The organism is Methylocystis sp. sgz306128 (genome assembly GCF_056032725.1).
Genome location: NZ_JBVYWO010000001.1, coordinates 633,023 through 652,733 on the forward strand (window position 1 = coordinate 633,023; position 19,711 = coordinate 652,733).

Below are 19,711 nucleotides of genomic sequence, written 5' to 3' on the forward strand. Positions count from 1 at the left end.
ATGCCTCTCTGATCAGTCTCTTGAAGGGAGACGTTAGTAAGAACGAATGCGATTTAGATCGCGTCGTTGCCCGTTTCGCCAGTGCGGATGCGAATGGCGTTCTCAATGGATGATACAAAAATCTTGCCATCGCCGATCCGGCCCGTCTGGGCGGCTTTCTTGATGGCCTCAATGGCGCGTTCGACATGCTCGTCGGCGATAACGACCTCGATCTTCACCTTCGGGAGAAAGTCGACGACATATTCAGCACCGCGATACAGCTCTGTATGGCCCTTCTGGCGACCAAATCCCTTGGCTTCGATAACCGTGATGCCCTGCAAACCTGCGTCCTGCAGAGCCTCTTTCACCTCATCGAGCTTGAAAGGCTTAATGATCGCTTCGATTTTTTTCATCTTCGCGCGCATCCCTGGCTGCTTCGGCGGGAACATTCACCGCTCGAACCGTGACGCTCTCTTAGCATTCCCCATGCCAACGCGCCAAGTCGATTTATCATGATGAAATAATGTGTTTTAGCCAAATTTTGACCGAAGTCTGTTTAATTTTTATGCAATTTGATTAAATAATAGGCATCAGCGCCAATTGGGTATCGTTTACTTTTTAGGCGTCCGACGTTTGCATTGCGATGATGCCTTATTTACCGGCAGGCTCGCTGACCAGCAACGCCACCCTCTCGCCCCTTGCATCATGTTCCAGAGGCCGGACTATCAGTGCATAGGCGCCCGATTCATCCGGTCGCAGGGCGACATGCAGCGTTTGCCCCGGCGCCAGCAGCAGGCTGTCGCGCCAATAGGGTTCCCAGCCATCGTCGAGCGCGTGAAGCACGCGGCAGGCCAACCCGATAAACATCAGGGACAGCGGCGCGCTTTTGTCGTTGACAAGAGCAATCGTCGCTGGCCGGCCACGCTCCAGATTTAATTCGGAATGATCTGTCTCCGTGCCAAACGCGACCGTGAAGCGCAGCGCATCCTCAAGACGGATATTTTGCGGCAGGACGGGGCTCGCGGGCAGGGCGTTTATGGCGGCGCGGGGGGAAACAGGCGCGCCATCGGGCACGAACCGCTGCATAACTATGTCGCTCGTGCCGTCGTGCAGGTGAATTTCGGCGGGTGTCGCGCCAAGATCGAACATTATTTCAAAGCGGGCGCCCGGAATGAACGGAACCGCATCGTTTACGGGGCGAAATTTTTCGCTCGGCACGCTGTCTATGGCGATGACAACCGGTGCAGCACTGGAAAATTGCAGCATGAAACTGCGCGAAACCGTGGCGTTGACTAGACGCAGCCGAATCCGCGCACCCGGCGGCAAATGGGTTTGCGCACCCGGCGACCGGCCGTTCACCGTCAGAACAGGCTTGTCGTCGTCGGAGGACCAATCCTGAACCAGCAATGGAAGGTCAAGATCGACAGAAGGCGGCTGGTCGTCTTCGACGACGAGCAGGGTGCCAAGACCCTGCTGTATCTGATCCGCCTCCTGCGGATGCAGCCAGAGCGTTCCGCTTTCCTTCAGGGTAAACAGCGCTGCCGTCTGCGACTTTGGCGCAAGATAGGCGAAATTCTCGGGAACAGGTTGATGATGCCCCTGCATGATCAGGGAGGTGCTTTGGTTGAGATCATTGACGAATTGCAGTTCGAGCGTCTCGCCGCGTCTGGCGCGCAAGATCTGCGGCGCAGCCTGGCCTTCATAGATCAGAGGGATCATTTGCCTGTTATCCGGCAGATCGAGCGGCGCGCCGCTCGCGGCTCTGAGCGTCAGCGCGCGTGGTCCGGACTGGGCCAAAGCACGCCCGGCTGCCGGAATCAGAATCGCGGCCAGCGGCAGATGCAGAAAATCTCTTCTCGAATGAGTCATTTCTGGGGGTATCGTGAGCCGCTTAAAATCATTGTGCAATTCCGATGTCTATCGTGCTGCGATATTGCATCAGATAAAGAAGAGTGTCAGGTGCAAACTTTTTTGCTGCATAATGTTTCGTCCATTGCTATAGAACGCCACCCAATGCGACGGAGTCCCCGACGCGGGGACTTGCGTTGCGGGCGTGGCGGAACTGGTAGACGCACTGGATTTAGGTTCCAGCGGTGCAAACCGTGGGGGTTCGACTCCCTCCGCCCGCACCAGAGTTTCCCGTGAAAGAGGAAACGTCAAGAGACAGTTTTAAGCAGGATATGCGATTATAGAAGGCGATCAAAAATGCAGGTGACCGAAATTCTGAGCGAAGGCCTCAAGCACGAGTTCAAAGTGGTGCTCCCGATGGCCGATCTTTCGGCCAAGCTGGACGCCGAACTTGCCGATCTGAAAAGCAAGGTCAAGATCAATGGCTTCCGTCCCGGCAAGGTGCCGACGAGCCACATCAAGCGTGTCTATGGCCGTTCCATCATGGCCGACGTGCTCCAGAACGCCGTTAACGAGGCCAACCAGAAGATCATCGCCGACAAGGGTCTGCGTCTTGCTCTGGAGCCCAAGGTGAATTTCCCGGCCGATCAGGCTGAAATCGAGAAGGTGATCGCCGGCGAAGGCGACCTTGCCTATTCCGTGGCGCTGGAAAGCCTGCCGACCTTCGAGGTTGGTGCTTTCGGCGATATCGAACTGACCCGTCAGGTGGTCGACATCACCGAAGCCGATATTCAGGAGACGCTGGAGCGCATGGCCCTGCAGGGCCGTACCTTCACCGCGATCGACAATGCAAAGCACAAGGCCGCCAAGGGCGAACGCGTGACCATCGATTTTGTCGGCACCATGAATGGCGAGGCTTTCGAGGGCGGCGCCGGCACCGATGTCGACGTGGTTCTCGGCTCCAACACCTTCATCCCGGGCTTCGAGGATCAGCTTGTCGGGATCAAGGCTGGCGAAAACCGCAAGGTTTCGGTCAAGTTCCCGACAAATTATCTTGAGCCGCGCCTCGCCGGACAGGATGCGGAATTCGACGTCACCGCCAAGGTTATCGCCAAGCCGGACGAATTCCTCATCGATGATGCTTTCGCCAAGGGTTTCGGCTTTGAAGATCTTGCCAAGATGAAGGAAGCCGTCGAAGCCAATCTGCTGAGCCAGTTCAGCGGCACGGCCCGCGAGAAGCTGAAGCGCGCCTTGCTGGACGCGCTTGACAAGCGTTACTCCTTCGCGCTGCCGGAAGGCCTTGTGGAGCAGGAATTTGCCAATATCTGGCGTCAGGTCGAAGCAGAGCAGAAGTCGTCCGGACGGACCTTCGCCGACGAGGACACCACGGAAGAAGAGGCCCGCGCCGAATATCGCAAGATCGCCGAGCGCCGCGTGCGCCTTGGCCTTCTGCTGGCCGAAGTGGGTGACAAGGCAGCGGTGAAGGTGTCCGACGAGGAAGTCGGGCAGGCGCTGGTTGCCCGCGCCCGCCAGTACCCCGGTCAGGAAAAGCAGGTCTGGGATTTCTACCGTCAGAACCCGGAGCGTCTCGCCGAGATCCGCGCGCCGCTGTTCGAGGAGAAGGTGGTCGATCACATCATCTCGCTGGCCAAGGTAACCGAAGTGAAGGTGAGCCGCGCCGAATTGTTCAAGACCGAGGAAGAGGAAGCCGAGCCCGTCAAGGAAAAGCCGGCTCCCAAGGCACGCAAGAAGAAGGCTGAGGCCGAAAAGACCGCTGAATGAGCGGGACGCAAGCTTCGCGCGAGCCTCGGGCGCATAAAGTTCGGGTGATGCTCTTTGCTAAAACGTAACTGATGACTATCTATGGTCTGGACGGGTGATTCCGCCCAGACCTTTTGCATTAAGAGATGAGACGATGCGCGATCCAATTGATGTGTATAACAACTATCTCGTGCCGATGGTGGTCGAGCAATCCAACCGTGGCGAGCGTTCGTTCGATATTTATTCGCGCCTTCTGCGCGAGCGCATCGTATTTGTCACCGGCCCGGTTGAAGACAATATGGCCTCGGTGATCGTGGCCCAGCTTCTGTTCCTTGAATCGGAAAATCCGAAAAAGGAAATTGCCATGTACATCAACTCGCCGGGTGGCGTGGTGACCTCGGGCCTGTCCATTTACGACACGATGCAGTTCATCCGGCCGAAAGTCTCGACCCTGTGCCTCGGACAGGCCGCCTCGATGGGCTCGCTTCTGCTGACAGCTGGCGAAGCCGGCCTTCGTTTCGCGCTGCCGAACGCCCGCGTGATGCTGCACCAGCCCTCAGGCGGCTTCCAGGGGCAGGCGTCGGACATCCAGCGCCATGCCGAGGACATCATGAAGGTGAAGAAACGCCTGAATGATATTTATGTGCGGCATACCGGTCGCGATTATGACACGATTGAGCGTACACTCGACCGAGACCATTTCATGTCGGCGGAAGAGTCGAAGGCCTTTGGCATTATTGACGATGTTGTCACCAGCCGTTCGGATGAGCCAGCCGAGGCGAAGTGATCAGGCCGGACAGGCCGACGAATTGAAGAGACGGTCCGTCGCGGGGCAGTCCCCGCAAGGATTGACAAATTTGCCCGACGCTACCTTTTATTAGGGAGCGCGGGCCTATAGTTTACTAGAGTCGAATGACGAACGTCTGACGTTCACATGTCGGCGTGAAGGAGATGATCATGAGCAAAGTAGGCGCCTCAGAATCGAAAAACACGCTATATTGCTCATTCTGCGGAAAAAGCCAGCATGAGGTGCGCAAGCTTATTGCGGGCCCGACGGTTTTCATCTGCGACGAATGCGTCGAACTCTGCATGGATATTATCCGTGAGGAGAACAAGACTTCGCTGGTCAAGAGCAAGGACGGCATCCCCACACCGCGCGAGATCTGCAAGGTGCTCGATGATTATGTCATCGGCCAGCCGCAGGCCAAGCGCGTGCTCTCGGTCGCGGTGCACAACCATTACAAGCGGCTCAGCCACTCCACCAAGAACAGCGATATCGAACTGAACAAGTCGAATATCCTGCTGATCGGGCCGACGGGTTCAGGCAAGACGCTGCTTGCGCAGACGCTGGCCCGCATCCTTGATGTGCCGTTCACCATGGCCGATGCCACGACCCTCACTGAGGCCGGCTATGTCGGCGAGGATGTCGAGAATATCATTCTCAAGCTGTTGCAGGCCTCGGATTACAATGTCGAGCGTGCGCAGCGCGGCATTGTCTACATCGACGAAATCGACAAGATCAGCCGCAAGTCGGATAATCCGTCGATCACGCGTGACGTTTCGGGTGAAGGCGTGCAGCAGGCCCTGCTCAAGATCATGGAAGGCACGGTTGCTTCCGTGCCGCCGCAGGGTGGGCGCAAGCATCCGCAGCAGGAATTCCTGCAGGTGGATACGACGAACATCCTGTTCATCTGCGGCGGTGCATTTGCCGGGCTGGAACGCATCATTTCGGCGAGAGGCAAGGGCACCAGCATCGGCTTCGCGGCCAATGTGCAGGCGCCAGACGATCGCCGCACGGGCGAAATCTTCCGTCAGGTTGAGCCGGAGGACCTGCTGAAATTCGGACTTATCCCCGAGTTTGTCGGTCGTCTGCCGGTGATCGCAACGCTGGAGGATCTCGACGAGGAAGCTCTGAAAAAGATCCTTACCGAGCCGAAGAACGCTCTGGTCAAGCAGTATCAGCGTCTTTTCGAGATGGAAGATACCCAGCTCACGTTCCAGGACGAGGCGCTTGGCGTCGTGGCCCGAAAGGCTATCGAGCGGCGCACCGGCGCGCGCGGGCTGCGCTCCATCATGGAAGGCATCCTGCTCGATACAATGTACGAGCTGCCGGGGCTGGAAGGTGTCAGCCAGGTTGTCATCGGCCCGGAGGTGGTCGAGGGCAAGGCGCATCCGCTCTACATCTACGATGACCGGGAGAAGGCTGGCGCCAGCGCCTGATCTGATTCGCAGTCAAGGGCCCCGTCGGGGCCCTTTTTCTGTTTTTCGGCATGAACGCATAATGAGTGCATTTTATTTTGCTTCAATTTTGCAATTTTGCCTGCATCTATCTCTTGAAATGACCATATCAGAACGCCATGTGACATTTGTCAGGGCGTTCTGAGGGCTGTTTGACTCATACTCTTCACCTGCTACGCTCATTCATTGTCGGGGGCGCCTTAGGGGCTCTGCGACACGGCCTGCCGGAGTGCGGCGGCCGATCCTGAAGGCGGCCTTTTCGGGCGTCGGATGGATGCCAACGCGAATAGGATATCATGATGACCAGCAAGAAAGCTGCCCCCCAACCCGGCGTGATTGAATCGTTTCCGGTTTTGCCGCTGCGCGATATTGTTGTTTTTCCGAATATGATTGTGCCTTTGTTTGTCGGGCGGGAAAAATCCATTCGCGCGCTTGAGGAAATGATGAAGAGCGAGCAACTGATTCTGCTCGCCACCCAGAAGAATGCCGCTGATGATGATCCGGCCACCGACGCGATCCACGAGATCGGCACTCTGGCCAATGTCCTGCAGCTGCTCAAATTGCCGGACGGCACCGTCAAGGTGTTGGTCGAGGGACTTTCCCGCGCCCGCGTGCAGCGCTACACCCGCACCGATGAATATTACGAGGCTGACGCTGAAAGTCTGGCCGAGGAAGATCTTTGCAATGTCGAGGTCGAGGCTCTGGCCCGTTCGGTCATCGCCGAATTTGAAGGCTACGTGAAGCTCAACAAGAAAATCTCGCCCGAGATCGTTGCGACGGTCGGACAGATCACCAATCCGAGTAAGCTTGCCGATACCGTGGCCTCGCATCTGGCGGTCAAGCTCGCGGACAAGCAGGCCGTTCTGGAAATGACCTCGGTCATCAAGCGGCTGGAAAAGTGCCTTGCCCTGATGGAAGGGGAGATTTCTGTCCTGCAGGTCGAGAAACGCATCCGCACCCGCGTCAAGCGGCAGATGGAGAAAACCCAGCGCGAATATTATCTGAATGAGCAGATGAAGGCCATTCAGAAGGAGCTGGGCGACGGCGAGGACGGCAAGGACGATCTGGCCGAAATCGAGGAGCGCATCAAGAACACCAAGCTCTCCAAGGAAGCCCGCGACAAGGCCAATGCCGAACTCAAGAAGCTGCGCCACATGTCGCCCATGTCGGCCGAGGCTACGGTCGTGCGCAATTATCTCGACTGGCTGTTGTCTCTGCCTTGGGGCAAGAAGTCCAAGATCAAGAAAGACCTTGCTGCAGCGCAGGCCATTCTCGATGAGGATCATTATGGCCTCGAGAAGGTCAAGGAGCGCATCATCGAATATCTGGCGGTGCAGCAGCGCGCCAACAAGCTCACCGGGCCGATCCTGTGCCTTGTCGGGCCTCCGGGCGTCGGCAAAACCTCGCTTGGCAAGTCTATAGCCAAGGCGACGGGGCGTGAATTTGCCCGCATGTCGCTGGGCGGCGTGCGCGATGAGGCTGAGATCCGCGGCCACCGCCGCACCTATATCGGCTCGATGCCGGGTAAGGTGATCCAGTCGATGCGCAAGACGAAGACCACGAATCCGCTCTTCCTGCTCGATGAGATCGACAAGATGGGTATGGATTTCCGCGGCGACCCGTCATCTGCATTGCTGGAAGTGCTTGATCCCGAGCAGAACGCCACGTTCAACGATCATTATCTTGAAGTCGATTATGATCTCTCGAATGTGATGTTCGTGACCACGGCCAATACGCTGAATATCCCTGCGCCGCTGATGGACCGCATGGAGATCATCCGTCTGGCCGGTTATACAGAGGACGAGAAGCTCGAAATCGCCAAGAAGCATCTCATTCCCGCCGCTGTGGTCAAGCATGGCCTCATCGAGAGGGAATGGTCAATCGACGATGCGGCCTTGCTGAACCTCATCCGCCGGTATACCCGCGAGGCGGGCGTGCGTAACCTTGAGCGTGAAATTTCCAACCTGGCCCGAAAGGCCGTGAAGGAAATCCTCATGTCCAAGAAGAAAAAGATTGCCGTTACCGAGACCAATCTCTCCGATTATCTCGGTGTGCCGCGCTATCGCTATGGCGAGGCCGAGACGGAGGATCAGGTCGGTGTCGTCACCGGTCTGGCCTGGACGGAAGTGGGCGGCGAATTGCTGACCATTGAAGGCGTCATGATGCCCGGCAAGGGCCGCATGACCGTCACCGGCAATCTGAAGGACGTGATGAAGGAATCGATTTCCGCCGCGGCATCCTATGTGCGTTCGCGGGCTGTCGATTTCGGCATCGAACCGCCGCTCTTCGACCGCCGCGACATTCACGTGCACGTGCCCGAGGGCGCTACTCCGAAGGACGGTCCCTCAGCCGGTATTGCCATGGCGACCACCATCGTCTCGGTTTTCACCGGTATTCCGATCCGCCGCGATATCGCCATGACTGGCGAAGTTACGCTGCGCGGCCGGGTGCTGCCCATCGGCGGCCTGAAGGAGAAGCTGCTCGCTGCCTTGCGCGGCGGCATCAAGAAGGTGCTGATCCCGCAGGAGAACGCCAAGGACCTTGCTGATATTCCGGATAATGTGAAGAATAATCTGGAAATCGTGCCTGTGTCGCGGATGGACGAAGTTCTGACCCATGCTCTGGTGCGTGCGCCGGTGGCCATCAAGTGGGAAGAGGACGTTCTTGCCGCTAAGGCCGTGTCCGAGGAAGATGCCTCCGGCGTGGTTGCGCATTAAGTCAGGTCTGCGTGAACTGCCCCTCATCCTGAGCTTGTCGAAGGGTGGGGGGCGCCATGTCGGGCCGGCACCGCTTGCAGGCGCGCAGGCCCGCCTGCAAAGCTTGCTCCGGCGTATCGAAAAAGCGCGTATTGGCGCGGTTTGGCCTGCGGCTCGGGCAGGAGGGACGGCAATAAATTCCGGTTGTCGTCACGCCGTAAACAAATATGGCGTCTGATGCCCTGTCTCTCGCCATGACAGCGTGCCATTTCTGCTCTTCGTCCATGGTGCAGCCCTGAAACGGAAATTCCCGATACTGTCAGTATAGGCCGCCCAAGGAGCGCTTCCACCCGATAATCCTTATCGTGTAAATTTATCGCCGCCGCGGCGCTTTCCGGCCGCGATGCAGATGACATCCCAAGCGGGAGCGTCTAAATTCGCGCCATGACTCGCACATCATCCGCTCCTGCCGACCGGCTGGCCATAGCGCTGGCCCAATTGAACCCCGTTGTCGGCGATGTTTCCGGCAATCTCGCCAGAGCCCGGGCTGCCCGCGCCGAAGCGGCAAAGCTTGGCGCTGATCTTGTCATGTTTTCCGAATTGTTCCTCAGCGGCTATTCGCCGGAAGACCTTGTGCTGAAGCCGGCCTATCAGGAGGCCTGCCGCGAGGCCTGCGAGACACTCGCCCGGGAAACGGATGATGGCGGCCCCGCCGTGCTCATCGGCCTGCCCTGGGCCGAGCAGGGCGCGCTTTATAATGCTTATGCGCTGCTGGACAGGGGGCGCATCGAATCTGTCCGCTTCAAGGTCGATCTGCCCAATTATGGCGTTTTCGATGAAAAGCGCGTGTTCAGGGCCGGGCCGCTGCCCGGACCGGTGGTTTTTCGCGGCGTGCGGATCGGCATTCCGATCTGCGAGGATATCTGGGGCCCTGATCCGGTGGAATGCATTGCCGAAACCGGCGGGGAGATTCTGCTGGTGCCCAACGGCTCGCCCTATGAGCGGGACAAATTTTATGTGCGTCTGAACCGCGCTGTGGCGCGCGTCACCGAATCCGGCCTGCCGCTTGTCTATCTCAATCAAGTCGGCGGGCAGGACGAGCTTGTCTTCGACGGCGCCTCGTTCGTTCTCAACGGCGACGGCGCGCTCGCCGTCCAGATGCCCGCCTTTTATGAAGGCGTGACGCTCACGCACTGGCAGCGCGGGCCGCAGGGCTGGCTGTGTATGGACGGCCAGAAGGCCTTGCTCGAGGAAGGAGACGAGGCCGATTATGCCGCCTGCGTGCTCGGCCTGAGAGATTATGTCGAGAAAAATGGCTTTCCGGGCGTCGTCCTCGGTCTTTCCGGCGGGGTTGATTCCGCCCTGTGCGCCGCCATGGCCGTTGATGCGCTTGGCGCCGCGCGCGTGCATTGCATCATGTTGCCCTATCGCTTCACCTCGCAGGAATCGCTCAAGGATGCAGCAGACTGCGCCGTTGCGCTTGGCGTGCGCTATGACACTTTGCCCATCGCCCCGGCCGTGGAAGGGCTGGAGAGGGTTCTTGCTCCGCTGTTCGCGGGCAGGGAACGGGATATCACGGAAGAAAATCTGCAAAGCCGCGCCCGCGGCACGTTGCTTATGTCCGTATCCAACAAGTTCGGGCCGATGGTGGTGACGACGGGCAACAAGTCTGAAATGTCTGTCGGCTATGCCACGCTCTATGGCGATATGAACGGCGGCTTCAATCCGATCAAGGATCTCTACAAGATGGAAGTCTTCCGGCTGTGCCATCTGCGCAACCGTTGGAAGCCGGCGGGCGCACTCGGGCCTGACGGTAGGGTCATTCCGGAGAACATCATCGTCAAGCCGCCCACGGCGGAATTGCGCGAGAACCAGAAGGATGCCGACAGCCTCCCGCCCTATGAGGTGCTGGACGATATTCTCGCCTGTCTTGTCGAGCAGGAGATGCGCGTCTCGGATATTGTGGCGCGCGGCCATGCGCCCGATGTGGTCAAAAAGGTTGAACGGCTGCTTTATCTGGCCGAATACAAGCGCCGTCAGTCGGCGCCGGGCGTGAAGGTGACGCTGAAGAATTTCGGACGCGACCGGCGCTACCCCATCGTTAATCGCTTTCGCGATTCCGGCGGGAGCGCCCGTGCGCCTGATGGCGCCATTGCGCCGCGTCCGACGGCGGGCAGCGCCGAAAGATTTGAGGAATAGGAAAAGATATGGCTGTTCGTGTTCGATTTGCGCCGTCGCCCACGGGGCGCATTCATATTGGCAACGCCCGCACAGCCTTGCTCAACTGGCTTTTCGCAAAGAAACAGGGCGGCAGCTTCGTGCTGCGCTTTGATGATACGGATGTGCTGCGCTCCAAGCAGGAATATGCCGATTCGATTGAGGTCGATCTGGCATGGCTGGGCATTGCACCCGATCTGATGGTGCGCCAGAGCGAGCGCTTTGCGCTGTATGATGCCGCGAGCGGAAAGCTGAAGCAGGCGGGCCTGCTTTATCCCTGCTACGAGACAGCCGATGAACTGGACCGCCGCCGCAAGCGGCAGGTGGCGCGCGGTCTGCCGCCGATCTATGACCGCGCCGCGCTCAGCCTCAGCCCGGAGGAGCGGGCGCGCTTCGAGGCTGAAGGGCGCAGGCCGCACTGGCGTTTCAGGCTTGATCATCGCGTCGTGGCCTGGGATGATCTGGTGCGCGGCCCGAGCCATATTGATTGTGCCTCCTTGTCCGATCCCGTGCTTGTGCGCGAGGATGGCACCTATCTCTACACGCTTCCCTCGGTTGTGGATGATATCGACCTTGGCATTTCGCATATCATCCGCGGCGAGGATCACGTCACCAATACGGCGGTGCAGATCCAGATTTTCGAAGCGCTGGCCGGCGCCGGGCATGCGCCAGTCTTTGGCCATCACAATCTGCTGACCAGCGCCAGCGGCGAAGGATTGTCGAAGCGTTCGGGGGCATTGTCGCTGACCGGCCTGCGCGAGGCTGGCATCGAGAGTCTTGCCGTTGCGGCTCTGGCCGTGCTCACCGGCTCATCTGAATCGGTGCGGCCCGTTTCCTCGCTCGCGGAACTCGGCGAGATGAGCGATCTGGCCCATATTTCCAAAAATGCCGCCAAATTTGACGAGACGGAGCTGCAATCGCTCTCGGCCAAGACATTGCACGGCCTGTCTTATGCGGCGGTGGAGGCGCGGCTTGCGGCTCTCGGTCTGTCGGGAGAAGCATTCTGGCTTGCTGTGCGCGGCAATCTTGCGCATCTGGCGGATGCCGCCGGTTGGTGGCAGGTTGTGAGGGGTGAGATTTCGCCGGTTATCGAGGAAGCGGATTATCTCGCCTCGGCTCTCGCCAGCCTGCCGCCGGAGCCATGGGACCATTCAACATGGAGCGTCTGGATCAACCAGCTTAAAGCGCAGACGGGCCGCAAGGGCAGGAGCCTGTTTCATCCGCTCCGCCTCGCTCTGACCGGGCGCGAGCAGGGGCCGGAAATGGCCGCTCTGCTTCCCTTGATCGGCAGGCCTAAAGCGTCGGCGCGATTATCCGGATCTTGTGCTTGACGCCATCCGGGCCAACAACTTCGCGTGTCTCGCCGCCATCCAGCGGGATGAGCGGGCCGGACATCGGCGTTCCGTTGCTGATGCCAGCCGAAACGGCGGGGCCCGATGTCGCGGCCGCGAGGCTCGCCGTATAGGCATCCATCGGATCGGGCGCATCTGCGCCGTTCTTTTTCTTCTTGCCCTTTGCCGGAACCGGCGGCGTCGGCGCGCGCGCGCGCGACATGACGGCGGCCTGTTCCTCTGTCACGAGCATGTCGCCGCGGGCGCGCCGTCCAAGGAGTTCCTCGGCGGGGCCAAGCACTTCCGCCCAGGTTTTTCCGGCGGGCAGGCAGCTTGCCTCGGGTATGTATTTGGTTTCAAATTTATGTGCATTCGGAAGCGCCGAATAGACATTGCCGTTGAGATCGACCGCGTTGTTGAGATCGCCGTTCGGGTTCCAGTGAAAGAGCCGGGTTTCCGTTCCCGGGCATAGCGCCTGGCACAATTCGCTCAGGCCGGCATAATCACGTCCGCGCTGTGCAAAATCGACCGGAAAGAACCCGCCATCGGCAAGGCGTACGCAGATCGGCTGATTGCCGCCCTTGGCCACGGGCTGGTCGCCCAGCGGCATGTCGGGGTTGATCGGCACATCCTGCGGAGGTGGCTGCTGCCCGCCGCCGAACAGGTCTTCCAGCAGGCTGCGCGCAGGGCGGGGGGCTGCCTCGGCATTCTGGCAATCCATGCGATAGCGGGCCATGAGTTCGGCACGCGGCCCACCCTCGCCCATGGCGGCGGAGCGGCGCATCTGCGCCTCATTGGCTTCCATCTGGCTGACACGGGCTTTGAGCCCGTCGCACTGCGCCGGACGCCCCGGGCCGAAGAACAGGAACTGGGTACGGTTACAGCCGATGCTGTCCATGTAACCGTGCATCTGGCGGATTTCGTCGTGCAGTTTGTTGGCGTCATCCGTGAGCTGAACGGAACGGGCGCTTGGCGGCGTGACCGGCGTTGCATTGATGCGCGCGCGCAGATCAGCGCAATCAAGGCCCTGAGCCTCGGCCGCCAGCGGCGCGAATGCGCAAAGGCCAAGCAAAAGCACGCCTATTCTCCGGCCATTACGGCCAAATCGACGGCAGGCTCTGTGGATCATGCTCATTATAACGCTCTCGCTCAGAATTCGATCTCCATACATCCGATGCCAAAAATAATAAAGGGCAGCAAGGTCTTGTTTCTCCAATGCGCCCGCATCATGGCAAGATCAGGGCTTTCGTGCGCCTTTGCGCTGTCGGGCCATTGCCGTGCCGGCTGCAGGCCCCCATATGCTTCAGGCACCCATATGCCGCAGGCACCGATATGCTGGATGTCCATATCATTGCGAAACGGAGAGATTGCAATGCGTCGCTACGTAATTTTGGTTCTTTGGGCTTTGCTGGGTTCCGGCAGCGTGGCAGCGGCTTTGGCTGCGGAGCAGGAACCTGATCTCATTTTTCGCAAGAGCACGACCTTCAAATTACTGACGCCGAACGACAAGCTCGCCACCTACGGGCTGGACGATCCCGCCGTGGACGGTGTCGTGTGCCATTACACAGTGCCGGAGCGCGGCGGCCTGTCTGGCGCGCTTGGCATTGCCGAACAGGTTTCGGACATATCTCTTGCCTGCAGGCAATATGGCCCGATCCGATTCAAGGAAAAATTCGAGCAGGGGGATGTGGTCTATCGCGAGCGTCGGTCGCTGCTGTTCAAGCGCATGCAGATCGTGCGCGGCTGCGATGTGAAGCGCAATGTTCTGGTCTATATGGTTTATTCGGATAAGCTGATCGACGGATCGCCGAAAAATTCCACATCCACGGTGCCTGTTCAGCCCTGGGGCGCGCAGGCCGATGTGCCGCGCTGCGGCGACTGGCTTAAATGATCAGTTGCTGCAGCTCACGATGACAGCGTCGCGCGGCAGCGTTTCGGCTTTGGTGGCCGCGTCCACCGCGCCGGTGATGTCGTCGGCCCGGCTGTAGGCAAGGGCATGCGTCAGGCCGTGAGCCGAGCACCATGCATCGGCAATCTGCTGGCCGCAGGTGCTGTGCTGCGAGAGGCACTCCGATGTGCCGTAGCCGTCGCTTGCGGGGATGATGAAGTCATGCGACCCAAGTTCGGCCGCGCGTGGCGGCTGGCTCATCATGCTGAGCATGAAGAATCCGCCGATCAGCGGCATGGCCAGACGCGCAAGCCAGTTTCCGCGGCTTTCAGACGCAACACCCGCCCGTCTCAACATGATATCCCCCGAATGAACACTGCCCATGCCATCATGCACCGGACGTGTTAAAGAATCGGTTAAACCTAACCGCATTCGGGAACTGCCCGTAAATCGCGGCAGAATTTTGCGCTGCGAAATCTATTTTCGCGCCAGCCGCCGGAAGACTTGCATCATGCGCTCCGGTCGACTATAACGCGCGCCATCCCACAGGTGAAATGTGAGAACTCTGCTGAAGAGTTTTTCCGGTGGCTCGAACGGGCCGTAATTTCACCGAGGCTTAATAACCGGAGTAATTGATCTATGGCACTACCTGAATTTTCCATGCGCTCACTGCTTGAAGCCGGCGCGCATTTCGGCCACCAGTCGCATCGCTGGAACCCGAAAATGGCTCCCTATATCTTCGGGACCCGCAACAACATTCACATTCTCGACCTTGCCCAGACCGTGCCGCTGCTGCATCAGGCCTTGCAGGCCGTGTCCGACACGGTGGCCAAGGGTGGCCGCGTGCTGATGGTGGGCACCAAGCGTCAGGCGCAGGATTCGATCGCCGAAGCTGCAAGCCGTTCGGCCCAGTATTTCGTCAATTCCCGCTGGCTGGGCGGCATGCTCACCAACTGGAAGACCATTTCCGGTTCGATCAACCGCTTGCGCAAGCTCGATGAAATTCTCAACACCGGCGCTGTTGGCCTCACCAAGAAAGAGCGCCTGATGCTTTCGCGTGAACGCGAGAAGCTGGACAAGGCACTCGGCGGCATCAAGGACATGGGCGGCACGCCTGACCTGATCTTCGTGATCGACACCAACAAGGAACAGCTTGCCATCAAGGAAGCCAACCGCCTTGGCATCCCGGTTGTCGCGATCGTCGATTCGAACTGCGATCCGGACGGCATCACCTATCCTGTTCCGGCTAATGACGACGCCGGCCGCGCCATCACGCTTTACTGCGATCTTTTCGCCCGTGCGGCCATCGATGGCATCGCCCGCAGCCAGGGCTCCAGCGGCGCAGACATCAAGCCGGTCGTTGAGGCTGTCGCTTCGGAAGAAGTGCTCGAGGCTCCTGCTGAGGCATTCGAACTGCTCTCGGCTCCGCGCGGCGCCCCGGATGATTTCTCCAAGCTGCAGGGCGTTGGCCCGCAGATGGTGCAGAAGCTGAATGACGGCGGCATTTATCATTACTGGCAGCTGGCTGCCATGACGCCGGAAGACGTCGCCGCAACTGATTCCCGCCTGAAACTGGGCGGTCGTCTGGAGCGTGACGGCCTTGTTGCCAAGGCGCGTGCGTTGATTGCCGGCGCGTAATAAAGCCGCTTTCAAGCTCTTAAATATAGACAAATTCAAGACCCGTGCCTTGCGCGGGTCTGTTGTTTGAAAAGAGACTGTCTGCGCCGGCCGCAGAGGGTCATGACCGCAACAAACCTTTGAGAAGGGAACAGACAATGGCCAATATCACCGCTGCAATGGTGAAGGATCTTCGCGAGAAGACCGGCGCCGGTATGATGGATTGCAAGAACGCCCTGAATGAAACCGCCGGGGACATCGAAGCCGCCGTCGACTGGCTGCGCAAGAAGGGCCTTTCCAAGGCCGCCAAGAAGTCGGGCCGCGTTGCGGCTGAAGGCCTTGTCACCGTCGCCGTGCGCGGACACGAGGGTGTTGTCGTCGAGGTGAATTCCGAAACCGACTTCGTCGCCCGTAACGAAGAGTTCCAGTCGCTGGTACGCACCATCGGCCAGGTCGCGCTTGAAAAGGGCGTCGATATCGAACACCTGACGAACAGCCATTATCCGGGTGGCGGCACCGTGGCAGAGGCCATTGCCAATGCCATTGCCACCATCGGCGAGAACATGACGCTGCGCCGCGTCTCCGGCCTGAAAGTGTCGCAGGGCGTGATCGGTCAATATGTTCATAATGCAATTTCGGACTCGCTCGGCAAGATCGGCGTGCTTGTCGCTCTGGAATCGACCGGCAACGCCGAAGTCCTGCAGACACTGGGCAAGCAGCTCGCGGCTCATGTCGCGGCGTCCAATCCCGTTGCGCTGGATTCTTCCTCGGTCGACCCGGCCGTTGTTGCCCGCGAGAAGGCCGTTCTGGCCGACAAAAATGCAGGCAAGCCCGCAAATGTGCTGGAAAAGATCGTCGAAAGCGGCCTCAAGACCTATTACAAGGAAGTCTGCCTTGTCGATCAGGCTTTTGTTTATGATCCTTCGAAATCCGTGGCGCAGGCCGTCAAGGATGCCGAGAAGGCTGCAGGCGCACCGATAACCGTCAAGGGTTTCGTGCGTTATGCGCTGGGCGAAGGCATTGAAAAGCAGGAAAGCGATTTTGCGGCTGAGGTCGCTGCAGCCGTTAACGGCTGAGGCGCGCTGCTCCGGTTAAAAAGGCGGCTTTCGGGCCGCTTTTTTTTTAATTGCGGGGGCAGAAGCAAATTCTTGCCGCGAAACATTTGCATCTTGCGCGCAATCGTCTTATCCGCTTCATATTCGTTCAAACGCTTGGAGAGCTCATCATGACATCGCCACAAACCGGGTCGCGCTGGAAACGGGTGCTGGTCAAGCTGTCGGGCGAGGCGCTGATGGGCGACGATACGCATGGTTTGAACATGCCGACGCTCGACCGGATTGCCACCGATCTGGCCCATGCTGCGGAATTGGGCGTCGAAATCGGCGTTGTTGTCGGCGGCGGCAATTTTTTCCGCGGCTTTCAGGGTGTCGACAAGGGCATTGAGCGCGCGCGCGCCGATTCCATTGGCATGCTGGCCACTGTGATGAATTCGCTGGCGCTGGAATTTGCCATCGAGGGCAAGGGGCAGCCGTGCCGGGCGCTGTCCGCCGTGCCCATGCCTTCCGTCTGCCAGCCCTATTCCCGGCAGGCGGCGCTCAATCACCTTGCCAAGGGCCGCATCGTCGTGCTGGCGGGCGGAACCGGAAATCCTTTCTTCACCACCGACACTGGCGCAGCGCTGCGCGCGGCTGAGCTTTCGTGCGATGCCGTGCTCAAGGCGACGCAGGTTGACGGGATTTATTCGGCTGATCCGAAAAAGGATCCGCATGCAATGCGTTATGAGCATCTCACGAGCGACGAGGCGATTGACCGCAAGTTGCAGGTCATGGATACGGCGGCTTTCGCTCTGGCGCGGGAAAACGGCATTCCGATTGTTGTCTTTGCACTCAAGGAGCCGGGGTCGATCACCGCTGCCCTGCGCGGAGAAGGGCGTTTTACCCTCGTCGTGCCTTAGTATATGGTTTAAATATCTCATCAAAGAACAGGTCAGAACATGAGCGGACAATTTGATATTTCAGAAACCAAGCGCAAGATGCAGAGCGCTATTCAGTCGCTCAAGCAGGAACTCAGCGGCCTCCGCACCGGGCGCGCGTCCGCCAACCTGCTCGATCCGGTCATGGTGACGGCTTACGGACAGACCATGCCGCTCAATCAGGTTGCAACTGTCTCCGTGCCCGAGCCTCGCGCCCTTGCGGTGCAGGTCTGGGACAAGGGCATGGTGAATGCGGTCGACAAGGCCATCCGCGATGCCAATCTCGGCCTCAGCCCAACTGTCGAGGGTCAGATTTTGCGCATCCGCATGCCGGAGCTGAACGAGCAGCGCCGCAAGGAGATGGTCAAGATTGCCCATAAATATGCCGAAGAGGCGCGCGTTGCCGTGCGTCATGTGCGGCGCGACGCCATTGACCAGCTTAAAAAATCCCTCAAGGACAAAGCGATTACCGAAGACGAGGAAAAGCGCTTCGCCAATGACGTGCAGAAGGTGACCGATCAGTTTGTCGGCGATGTGGATGCCGCGCTCGCCGCCAAGGAAAAGGAAATCATGCATATCTGAGCCTTTGGTGGATTGCGCGGTTTCAGCCGGACAGGGATATCATGCACGTCGGCATCATCATGGATGGGAATGGTCGCTGGGCCGCAGCCAAGGGTTTGCCGCGGTTGGAGGGCCATCGCCGCGGCGTGGTCGCCTTGCGCAATGCTGTACGTTCCGCCATCGATCTCAAAATCGATTATCTGACGGTCTATAGTTTCTCGACAGAGAACTGGAGCCGCCCCGCGCAGGAGGTGGCGGATCTTCTGGGCCTGCTCAAACGCTTCATCCGCAACGATCTTTCCGACCTGCATCGGCAGAATGTGCGCGTGCGCATCATCGGCGAGCGCGATAATCTGTCTGCGGACATTTGCCAGCTTCTGGCCGAAGCGGAATCGCTGACCCGGCAGAACGACGGTCTCCACCTCGTTGTGGCGTTCAATTACGGCAGCCGGCAGGAAATAACCGGCGCGGTGCGCCGCATCTGCGCTGAAATTGCCGCCGGCAGCCTCGCCTTGGCGGATATTTCGCCCGATGTCGTGGCAGCGCATCTGGATACGGCGGGTATTCCCGATCCCGATTTCATCATACGCACATCCGGCGAGCAGCGATTGTCCAATTTTCTGCTCTGGCAGTCTGCCTACAGCGAATTCATATTCCTGCCGATTCATTGGCCTGATTTTGACCATGCCGCCTTTGAAAATGCGCTGGGCGCATTCAGGGCGCGCGAGCGGCGCTTCGGCAATGTGACCAGCGCCGCGAGATCCGTCTCGTGATGCCGCTCTGGAAACCGCTCAATCTGAAGGATCTGGGGCCGCGTATTCTCTCCGGCCTGATCCTGATCGCCCTGGCGCTCTGCACCAATTTTTATGGCGGTACCGTTTTCGCGCTGTTCTGGCTGGCTGCCGGCTGCGCCATTTTCTGGGAGTGGGCAGGGCTGCAGCAAAATCCGCGCTCAAGGCCGCCTTTGCTGGCCGGAATAGCCGCGCTGGCCATGGTCGCGGCACTGAACATGGAAGGTCTGTTTGGGCTTTCGCTGCTTGTGAGCCTGCTGGCGCTTGCACTTGTCGCCGCACTGTCGCAGCGGCGCCTGCGGGTGTGGAATGCGGCTGGTCTGCTTTATGCCGGCAGTTTGGTCGTCTCGACCATCAACCTGCGGTTTTCCTTTCCCATGGGGATGCCGGCGCTGATATGGCTGTTTGCCATAGTCTGGGGCACGGATGTCATGGCCTATTTCGGCGGGCGTCTGATTGGCGGGCCAAAGCTCTGGCCCAGAATTTCGCCGTCCAAAACATGGGCTGGTTTCCTGTGCGGCGTTATTTGCGGCGCGCTGGCGGGGTGGGGCGTGGCGCCCGGCTCCGTTCCGGCCGGGCCGGTTCTGGCTCTTGGGCTTGTTGCCGGGGCTCTGGCGCAGGGCGGCGATCTGTTTGAATCGGCGCTCAAGCGCCACTGCCACGTAAAGGATTCGAGCCGCCTCATTCCCGGCCATGGCGGCGTCATGGATCGTCTTGACGGCTTCATCGCCGCCTGTCTGTTCGCCTTCATTTTCGGTGCGCTCCGCAGCGGCCTTTTCGCTCCGGCCAACGGCCTTTTCAACTGGTAGATC

General features: G+C 59.4%; 18 protein-coding genes and 1 tRNA gene. 14 read left to right on the top strand and 5 right to left on the bottom strand.

Features of this window, described 5'->3' with window-relative positions; translation table 11 throughout:
• Positions 1-53: 53 nt before the first annotated feature.
• Positions 54-392 (bottom strand): P-II family nitrogen regulator, encoded by a 339-nt coding sequence (locus AC0N03_RS03035; protein ID WP_474286982.1) that lies wholly within the window; start codon positions 390-392, stop codon positions 54-56.
• Between the two features lie 238 nt (positions 393-630).
• On the bottom strand, positions 631-1,848 hold the full coding sequence (locus AC0N03_RS03040; RefSeq protein ID WP_474286983.1) for a multicopper oxidase family protein: 1,218 nt from the start codon (positions 1,846-1,848) through the stop codon (positions 631-633).
• 178 nt (positions 1,849-2,026) lie between these two features.
• Here AC0N03_RS03040 and AC0N03_RS03045 point away from each other — a divergent pair.
• The 5 genes from AC0N03_RS03045 to lon all read left to right on the top strand — a co-directional run bounded on the left by AC0N03_RS03045 (position 2,027) and on the right by lon (position 8,543).
• A tRNA-Leu gene (locus tag AC0N03_RS03045) sits at positions 2,027-2,111 on the top strand.
• Positions 2,112-2,184: 73 nt separating this feature from the next.
• Complete coding sequence (gene tig, locus AC0N03_RS03050; RefSeq protein ID WP_474286984.1) at positions 2,185-3,609, top strand: trigger factor; 1,425 nt, start codon at positions 2,185-2,187, stop codon at positions 3,607-3,609.
• Between the two features lie 133 nt (positions 3,610-3,742).
• Positions 3,743-4,375 carry an ATP-dependent Clp protease proteolytic subunit gene (locus AC0N03_RS03055; RefSeq protein WP_474286985.1) on the top strand — a complete coding sequence of 211 codons (633 nt, stop codon included), beginning with the start codon at positions 3,743-3,745 and terminating at the stop codon, positions 4,373-4,375.
• Positions 4,376-4,545: 170 nt separating this feature from the next.
• Entirely contained in the window at positions 4,546-5,808 is a 1,263-nt protein-coding gene (gene clpX, locus AC0N03_RS03060) for an ATP-dependent Clp protease ATP-binding subunit ClpX (protein WP_474286986.1), read from the top strand.
• A 314-nt stretch (positions 5,809-6,122) separates the two neighbouring features.
• Positions 6,123-8,543 (top strand): endopeptidase La, encoded by a 2,421-nt coding sequence (gene lon / locus AC0N03_RS03065; RefSeq protein WP_474286987.1) that lies wholly within the window; start codon positions 6,123-6,125, stop codon positions 8,541-8,543.
• Between the two features lies 1 nt (position 8,544).
• Here the strand turns inward: lon and AC0N03_RS03070 are convergent, their stop codons facing one another.
• The gene (locus AC0N03_RS03070; RefSeq protein ID WP_474286988.1) at positions 8,545-8,808 is read right to left on the bottom strand and encodes an Ada metal-binding domain-containing protein; all 264 of its coding nucleotides are present in this window, start codon (positions 8,806-8,808) and stop codon (positions 8,545-8,547) included.
• 158 nt (positions 8,809-8,966) lie between these two features.
• Between AC0N03_RS03070 and AC0N03_RS03075 the strand changes: the two genes are divergently transcribed.
• Both AC0N03_RS03075 and gltX read left to right on the top strand, forming a co-directional pair.
• Positions 8,967-10,721 (top strand): NAD+ synthase, encoded by a 1,755-nt coding sequence (locus tag AC0N03_RS03075; RefSeq protein WP_474286989.1) that lies wholly within the window; start codon positions 8,967-8,969, stop codon positions 10,719-10,721.
• Positions 10,722-10,729: 8 nt separating this feature from the next.
• Positions 10,730-12,070 (top strand): glutamate--tRNA ligase, encoded by a 1,341-nt coding sequence (gltX, locus tag AC0N03_RS03080; protein WP_474286990.1) that lies wholly within the window; start codon positions 10,730-10,732, stop codon positions 12,068-12,070.
• On the opposite strand, the gene AC0N03_RS03085 is transcribed toward gltX, so the two are convergent.
• Positions 12,033-13,205, bottom strand: coding sequence for a DUF2865 domain-containing protein (locus tag AC0N03_RS03085; RefSeq protein ID WP_474286991.1), 1,173 nt, complete (start codon positions 13,203-13,205; stop codon positions 12,033-12,035). The genes gltX and AC0N03_RS03085 overlap by 38 nt on opposite strands.
• A 237-nt stretch (positions 13,206-13,442) precedes the next feature.
• Here AC0N03_RS03085 and AC0N03_RS03090 point away from each other — a divergent pair, with 237 nt between their 5' ends.
• Positions 13,443-13,961 carry a CreA family protein gene (locus tag AC0N03_RS03090; protein ID WP_474286992.1) on the top strand — a complete coding sequence of 173 codons (519 nt, stop codon included), beginning with the start codon at positions 13,443-13,445 and terminating at the stop codon, positions 13,959-13,961.
• Here AC0N03_RS03090 and AC0N03_RS03095 read toward each other — a convergent pair whose 3' ends face one another.
• Positions 13,962-14,315 (bottom strand): hypothetical protein, encoded by a 354-nt coding sequence (locus tag AC0N03_RS03095; RefSeq protein ID WP_474286993.1) that lies wholly within the window; start codon positions 14,313-14,315, stop codon positions 13,962-13,964.
• A gap of 282 nt (positions 14,316-14,597) precedes the next feature.
• Here AC0N03_RS03095 and AC0N03_RS03100 point away from each other — a divergent pair, with 282 nt between their 5' ends.
• From AC0N03_RS03100 to AC0N03_RS03125, 6 genes are all read left to right on the top strand, one after another.
• A complete protein-coding gene (locus AC0N03_RS03100) occupies positions 14,598-15,596 on the top strand; it encodes a 30S ribosomal protein S2 (protein ID WP_474286995.1) in 999 nt (332 codons plus the stop codon).
• Positions 15,597-15,733: 137 nt separating this feature from the next.
• Entirely contained in the window at positions 15,734-16,651 is a 918-nt protein-coding gene (gene tsf, locus AC0N03_RS03105) for a translation elongation factor Ts (protein WP_474286996.1), read from the top strand.
• Between the two features lie 149 nt (positions 16,652-16,800).
• Entirely contained in the window at positions 16,801-17,529 is a 729-nt protein-coding gene (pyrH, locus tag AC0N03_RS03110) for a UMP kinase (RefSeq protein WP_474286997.1), read from the top strand.
• A 39-nt stretch (positions 17,530-17,568) separates the two neighbouring features.
• A complete protein-coding gene (gene frr / locus AC0N03_RS03115) occupies positions 17,569-18,129 on the top strand; it encodes a ribosome recycling factor (RefSeq protein ID WP_474286998.1) in 561 nt (186 codons plus the stop codon).
• 41 nt (positions 18,130-18,170) lie between these two features.
• Entirely contained in the window at positions 18,171-18,881 is a 711-nt protein-coding gene (locus AC0N03_RS03120) for an isoprenyl transferase (RefSeq protein WP_474286999.1), read from the top strand.
• A complete protein-coding gene (locus AC0N03_RS03125) occupies positions 18,881-19,708 on the top strand; it encodes a phosphatidate cytidylyltransferase (RefSeq protein ID WP_474287000.1) in 828 nt (275 codons plus the stop codon). The genes AC0N03_RS03120 and AC0N03_RS03125 overlap by 1 nt, the downstream gene beginning before the upstream one ends.
• Positions 19,709-19,711 lie beyond the last annotated feature (3 nt).